At 71.0% G+C, this 6,808-nt stretch carries 4 protein-coding genes; 3 read left to right on the forward strand and 1 reads right to left on the reverse strand.

The window, feature by feature from the left end:
- Positions 1–87 precede the first annotated feature (87 nt).
- Positions 88–1,236, forward strand: a complete 1,149-nt coding sequence (locus tag K7W41_RS12545; protein WP_224608932.1) for an aminotransferase class I/II-fold pyridoxal phosphate-dependent enzyme — start codon at positions 88–90, stop codon at positions 1,234–1,236.
- A 48-nt stretch (positions 1,237–1,284) separates the two neighbouring features.
- Here the strand turns inward: K7W41_RS12545 and K7W41_RS12550 are convergent, their stop codons facing one another.
- The gene (locus K7W41_RS12550) at positions 1,285–1,593 is read right to left on the reverse strand and encodes a hypothetical protein (RefSeq protein WP_221089463.1); all 309 of its coding nucleotides are present in this window, start codon (positions 1,591–1,593) and stop codon (positions 1,285–1,287) included.
- Between the two features lie 112 nt (positions 1,594–1,705).
- Here K7W41_RS12550 and K7W41_RS12555 point away from each other — a divergent pair, with 112 nt between their 5' ends.
- Positions 1,706–2,485 carry an exodeoxyribonuclease III gene (locus tag K7W41_RS12555; protein WP_224608934.1) on the forward strand — a complete coding sequence of 260 codons (780 nt, stop codon included), beginning with the start codon at positions 1,706–1,708 and terminating at the stop codon, positions 2,483–2,485.
- Between the two features lie 260 nt (positions 2,486–2,745).
- Positions 2,746–6,741 (forward strand): ribonuclease R, encoded by a 3,996-nt coding sequence (gene rnr / locus K7W41_RS12560; protein WP_224608936.1) that lies wholly within the window; start codon positions 2,746–2,748, stop codon positions 6,739–6,741.
- Positions 6,742–6,808 lie beyond the last annotated feature (67 nt).

The raw sequence follows: 6,808 nt of genomic DNA on the forward strand, positions 1-6,808 counted from the left end.
AGAGCATTTGCCCGCGCGCGCCCCGGCCCACCGCAAGACAGGCGCGCCCCTCCCCGGCGCCCGGGGCCATGCACTACCCTGCCTCCCATGTGGATCTCTGGGCGGGCGGCGGCGGTGCCGGGCAGCGTGTTTGCGCTGATGGACGCCGCCAAGGAACGGGCGCGGGCCGCCGGGCGCGTGGTGACGGACCTGAGCATTGGCAGCAGCGACCTTTCGCCGCCCGAGGCCGTGCTCTCGGCGCTGCGCGAGGCCACCCGGGACCCGGCCACCTACCGCTATCCCCTGTTCAGCGACACGGCCCCGCTGCGCGAGGCGGCGGCGCGCTATCTGGGCCGCCGCTTCGGGGTGCAGGTGGACCCACAGACCGAGGTGCTCCCCCTGATCGGCGCGCAGGAGGGACTGGCCCACCTGCTGCTGGCCGTGACCGACCCCGGCGACACGCTGCTGCTGCCCGACCCCGGTTACCCGCCCTACCTGGGCGCGGCGGCGGTGGCGGGCGTGCAGGTGGCGCCACTGCCGCTGCGCGAGGAGCACGGCTTTCTGCCCGATCTGGACGCGGTGCCGGCTTCGGTGCGCCCCCGGGCCCTGCTACTGAATTACCCCAACAACCCCACCTCGGCGGTGGTGGACGCTGACTTTTTTCCCCGGGTGGCCGCGTGGTGCCGCGCGCGGGGCACCCTCCTGATCCACGACCACCCCTACGCCGAGCTGACCTTTGGCGACTACCACGCCCCCAGCGCCCTGCAGGCGGGCGGAGGCGGCGTGGTGGAACTGCACTCGCTGAGCAAAACCCACCACATGGGCGGCTTCCGGGTGGGCTTTGCCGCCGGGGACGCCGGGGCCATTGCGGCGCTGGCCCGCGTGAAGGGCAGCGTGGATTTTCACCCGTACCTGGGCATTCAGCGCGCGGCGGCCCTGGCGCTGGACCTGCCTGAGGCCCTGGGCCGCCAGGGCGCAGCCGTGTTTCAGGCCCGGCGCGACGCCCTGGTGCCCGCCCTGCGTGGCCTGGGCTGGACCGTGGCGTGGCCTCAGGCCAGCATGTACGCCTGGGCCCGGGTGCCGGGCCTGCAGGACAGCGTGGCCTTTGCGGTGCGCGCGGCCGAACAAACGGGGGTGGCCCTCAGCCCCGGCGCCGCCTTTGGCCGCCAGGGCGAGGGCTACGTGCGCCTCGCCCTGGTGCAGCCCCCTGAAGTGCTGCTGGACGCGGCGCAGCGATTGGGGAAAGTGGAAGTGTAGGTTGTGGGCTGCAGGAACCGCTTGTCCCACAACCCACGTCCCACACCCTTACTTATCGAACTTGTCGTACCCAGCCGCGCTGCGGCGCTGGGCGCCCCGGGCGTAGTCCATCTGCATTTCCACCGTCTCGTGCTTGCCTTCGGTGAAGGTGCTGTCGTGAATCCAGTAATTCAGGCGGTCGTCGCCCAGCTGCACCCAGAACTTGTGGGCGTCTTCGGGGTCGCGCCAGAAGACCACATGTTCAAAGGCGTTGCTGTGGGCCCACTTCTGAATATCGCTCAGGACGCGGGCGGCCTTGGGATGGGTCATCTCGAATTCCTGACCGTCGCTCTCGTTGCGAAACTTGATCTCGACCATAGTGAAAGCAGCGTAACAGACCCCACCCGGCGCCAAGCTGCAGCTTGTCTGAAGGAAAATTCAGGGTGCGGTGAAGGCGGCGCGGGCCGGTCCTCTATGCTGCGGGCTGCCCATGACCGACCCGCCCCTGCTGAAGGTCACGACCCTGAACCTCAACGGCCTGCGCAGCGCCCTGCGCAAGGGGCTGCGCGAGTGGCTGAGCACCGAAGCGCCCGATGTGCTGCTGCTGCAGGAGGTGCGCGCCGCCCCCATGCCAGACGCGCTGGCCGACCTGGGCTACGCCGGGGCGTGGTTTCCGGCCCAGAAGGCGGGCTACAGCGGCGTGGCGATTCTGGCCAAAGCCCCCCTTAGTGATATCCGCGTGGGCCTGCCGCACGACGAGCTGGACGCCGAGGGCCGCGTGCTGAGCGCGGTGATAGGCGGCGTGCGCTTTGCCAGCGTGTACCTGCCCAGCGGCAGTTCCGGCCCCGAACGCCAGGGTTTTAAAGAACGCATTCTGGAGGACTACCACGCCTGGACCCAGGCCCTGCTGGCCGAGGGCACCCCGCTGGTGATCGGCGGCGACTACAACATCGCCCACCAGGCCCTGGACCTGAAAAACTGGCGCGCCAACCAGAAAAACAGCGGCTTTCTGCCCCAGGAGCGCGAGTGGATGACCCGCCACCTCGCCAGCGGCCTGACCGACACCCACCGCGCCTGCCTGGGCGACACCGCCGCCTACACGTGGTGGAGCAACCGCGGCAACGCCTACGCCAACGACGTGGGCTGGCGCCTGGACTACCTGCTGAGTGCCGGGGTAACGGTGCAGGGCGTGCAGGCGCACCGCGCCGCCCGCCTGAGCGACCACGCACCCCTGAGCGGTCAGGTGCTGCGCCCCGGGGCCCAGGGCTAAGCTCCGCTGCTAAGCCACGGTGCGTAAAGGTGGCGTCAGGCGGGGCGTGTTATGCTGAGGACGCTGCCGGGTTCAGGACAGCGCCCCCACCACGATCACGGTTTTTCCGGTCGTGCTGGACTGCCGGGCGCCACCCGAGGAAGCGACCAACACCAGTTCCCGTGGGCGGATTGCGCGCGCCGGCGCCACGCAGCAGAAGGCCATAAAGGCGGCGCATGAGTTCACCCCCACGGGCGCGTCCTGATTCACCAGGAACGTACATGCCGAAGAAAAAAACGGAAACGGTGCCGGGCACCGACAGCACCGGCACATCTACACCCACCTCTACCCGTTCGCGGCGCTCCGCCGCGTCTCAGCCGGCGGCCGACGCGGCCCCCAAAACCCGCACCAGCCGCAAAAAGGCCCAGACCCCCGCTGCAGAGCGGCCCCCAGTGGCCCAGCCGGACACGACCCTGCCCGTGGAGCAGGCGCCCGAAGCCGCCGTGGCCCCCACGCCGCCCCGCGCCCCTCGCCGGGGCCGGAAGGCCGCGCCAGTCGAGGCCGCCCCCTTTGAAACCACGCCAGCCGAAGAGGCGCCGGCCGAACAGTCGAGCGCCGCGCTGGCCCCTGAAGTCGAGCCCAGTCCAACTGCGGAACCCACAGTGACCGTTCGCCCGGCCGCCAAGCGGGCGTCTTCCCGCCGCGCCCGGCAGTCGGAGAGCACCGCTGACACGGCGCCGATGCAGGCCAGCGAGCCAGAGCCCGTGGCTGAGCCTACCCCCGCCGAGCCCACCCCGGCCGAGCCCGAGGCCCCGGCCCCCCAGCCCAAGCGGGGCCGCAAACTGCGGCTGGCCCCAGCGGTGACCGAACCCACCCCCGAGCCGGACGAAGCGCCGGCAGCCGTGGCCCCGACGCCCGACCCCGCACCCGCCAAACCGGCCCGCCGGGGCCGCCGCGCAGCTGTCCCTGCCGAATCCACAGCGCCCGAGAGCGCCGCTGTGGTCACCGCGCCAGTGGCTGACGCCCAGCCCGTGGCACCAGCCACCCCCGAGCCGGACCCGGTGATTCTCGAAGTGCCCAAGAAACGCGGCGGGCGCCCGCGCAAGGCCGCGCTGCCCGAAGCGCCGCTGGCCGAGGTGCTGTCTGGCGTGGAAGCGGTGGAGGCCACCCTCGAGGTCACCCCCACCCCCGCCGAGCCGACCCCCGAGCCGGCGCCCACCCGCAAGCGGGGAGGCCGCAAGGCCCGCCCGGCTGCCGAAGCAGCGGCCCTGGCCCCCACGCCCACCCCGGCGGATCAGGCCGAGCCACTGGCCGACCAAGCCCAGCCAGAGCAGGCGGGGGCCGTGCACCCGGTCCCAGACGACAGCGATGAGGACCCCGCCGCGCACCCCGAGCGCGACATCGTGGTGGCGCAGCTGCGCAAGCTGGGGCGCCCGGTGCATGTGCGCGACCTGGAACGCACCTTTACCCGCCAGACCATTCAGCGTCTGGGCGGCTGGCGCGACCTGACCGACCTGCTTGAGGCCCTGGTGGAGAGCGGCGAGGTGGTGCGCACCCGCAAGAAGACCTACGGGCTCCCCGAGGCCATGAGCCTGGTGCGCGGGCGCTTCCAGGCGTCGGCAGCGGGCTTTGGCTTCGTGATTCCCGACAGCGGCGGCGAGGACTTTTACATTCCGGCCGAGCAGACCCTGGAAGCCTGGAACGGCGACATCGTGCTGGTGCGCATGGAAGGCCGGGGCGACAGCCGGGATGACCGTGGCCCACGCGGCTCTCGCCGGGGCCAGCGCGGCGACGGCAACCCGCGCGCCAGCGTGGTGCGCATTGTGCAGCGCGCCTACCGGCAGCTGGTGGGCACCCTGGAATTCCACCACGGCCACCCCATCCTGAAGCCGGACGACCACCGCGCCCGCCACCGCATCCTGCTGCTGCCCGACGGTCTGGAGGACCTGCAGGCCGGTGCCCGCGTGGTCACGGAACTGTTCTGGCCGGAAAACACCGGCGAGGACGAGGTGTTCGGGCAGATCACCCGCGTGCTGGGCGAGCAGGACGACCCCGTGACCGAGACCGAAGCGGTGATCGTGAAGTTCGGCCTGCGCGGCGAATTCCCGGAAGAGGTGCTGGCACAGGCGAACGCCATTCCTACCCAGATTCCCGAAGAGGCCCTCATCGGCCGCCTGGACCTGCGCGAGTTCAACATCTTCACGGTGGACGGCCGCGACGCCAAGGATTTCGACGACGCCATTCACATTCAGCCCACCCCCGAAGGCACCTTTGTGGTCGGCATTCACATTGCGGATGTCAGCCACTACGTGCAGGAGGGCACGCCGCTGGACCAGGAAGCCTACGCGCGTGCCACCAGCGTGTACATGCCGGGCCGGGTGCTGCCTATGCTACCGGAACACGTCAGCAACGGCGTGTGCTCCCTGGTGCCCTACGAGGACCGCCTGACCATGACCGCCATGGTGGAGCTGTCCGCCGAGGGCGAGATCCTAAAGGTGCAGCTGGCGCCCAGTGTGATCAACTCCAAGGCGCGGCTGACCTACGACGAGGTGCAGGCCTACAGCGAGGCCACCGCCACGCTGCCCGAGCACGCCCGCCACCTCGAAGGCGACCTGCACCTGCTGCTGAAAATCACCACCAAGCTGCGCCAGAAGCGCCTGCGCGAAGGCGCGCTGGACTTCAAGCTGCGCGAGGTGAAGGTGGACGTGGGCCCGGACGGCCGCATGGAACTCATTCCCATCCGCGAGGAAACGGCGCGCGGGATGATCGAGGACCTGATGCTGCTGGCGAACAAGGTGGTGGCCCACGAACTGCTGCAGCGCGAACTGCCCGCCCTGTTCCGCATTCACGAGGAACCCACCCTGCAGCGCTTTCAGGAGGTCAGCAGCGCCATCGGGCGGCTGGGCCTGGCCTTCCCGGGCGGCGAACCCACCCCGCAGGCCTACCAGGCGGTCCTCAAGCAGGTGCGCGGCACCCCGCGCGAGGGCATCGTGAACACGCTGCTGCTGCGCTCCATGCAGCAGGCGAAGTACGCCGGGGAAAACCTGGGGCACTTCGGGCTGGCGTTTGATGAGTACCTGCACTTCACCTCGCCCATCCGCCGCTACCCGGACCTGCTGGTGCACCGGGTGCTCAAGGGCATGCTGAGCGGCGAGCTGCAGGCCGGCAACCGCGCGGTGGCCGCCCTGCAGGCCCGCCTGCCCGGCATGGGCGACCACACCTCCGAGCGCGAGCGCGCCGCCGCCGAGGCCGAGCGCGACCTGACCAAGTACTACCAGGCCAAGTGGGCGCAGGAACACCTGGGCGAGTCCTTCCACGGCAACGTGTCTGGCGTGGTCGCCAGCGGCCTCTTTGTGGCGCTGGACAACGGCGTGGAAGGCAAGCTGCACATCTCTCACCTGGACGATGATTACTACGTCTATGTGGAAGACGCGCAGATGCTCAGGGGCCGCAGCCGGGGCCGCAGTTACCGTCTGGGCGATCCTGTTCACGTCACCATTCACGCCGTCAACCCCCTGGCCCGCCAGACCGACTTCACCCTGGCCGATCCCCACAGCCCGGATTACCGCCCGGGCGACACTCAGGAGACCGATATGGATTCACCCGTCAAACCCCGCGCCCGGCGCCGCGAAGACCGCGAACAGGAAAAGCGCGAGAAATTGCAGCAGCTGCCGGTCAGCGAACCCAAGAAGTTCACGCTGGACGATCCCTCACCCCGGCCCACCCTGTCGCCCTCGGCGGGGGCGGGGCGCCCGATGCGCGGCCGGGGCCAGGGCACGCCGGGCCAGGGTGGACAGGGACAGGGCCGTGAAGGCCGCCCGCAGCAGGGCCGCACCTCCTTTGGCGGCGTGGGGATGGGCGGGGGCCGGGGGGCCCGGCGCGTGATCACCCTGGAGCGCCCGCGCAACGAGCACCTGCGCCCGGTGAACATCACCGTGCAGCGCATGTACTTTGGCGACTGGACCATTGAGAACATGCCGCCCGAGGACGGCCAGGGCGGCGCGCCCCACGGCCGGGGCGGCCGGCCCATGAATGGCCGCCCCGAGCGCGGCGGCCCCAGCGGCGGGCGCGGCTTTACCCGGGGCGGCAACGACCGGGGTGCCTCCGGGCGCCTGAATGGCCGCCCCGCTGGCGGCGCGCGCCCGGGCCCTACCCGCGAACCGCGCGAGGCCAGCCCGGCGCCGGCCACCAGCGAGGCCAGCGGCACCCCAGCCGATGATGCCAAGCGCCGCCGCCGCCGCCGGGGCCGCCGGGGCGGCGCGCCCGGCCAGGGCTAAACCTCCCCCTCGCCTCTCCTTTTCCGCGTCCCTGGTGCCCGTGGCCCAGGGGCGCTTTTTTCGTTTC

The organism is Deinococcus multiflagellatus, from assembly GCF_020166415.1.
GTDB lineage: Bacteria > Deinococcota > Deinococci > Deinococcales > Deinococcaceae > Deinococcus > Deinococcus multiflagellatus.

Coding starts and splice junctions, on each gene's coding strand:
- K7W41_RS12545 (WP_224608932.1), top strand. CDS start 88: ATGTGGATCTCTGGGCGGGCGGCGGCGGTGCCGGGCAGCGTGTTTGCG.
- K7W41_RS12550 (WP_221089463.1), bottom strand. CDS start 1,593: ATGGTCGAGATCAAGTTTCGCAACGAGAGCGACGGTCAGGAATTCGAG.
- K7W41_RS12555 (WP_224608934.1), top strand. CDS start 1,706: ATGACCGACCCGCCCCTGCTGAAGGTCACGACCCTGAACCTCAACGGC.
- rnr (WP_224608936.1), top strand. CDS start 2,746: ATGCCGAAGAAAAAAACGGAAACGGTGCCGGGCACCGACAGCACCGGC.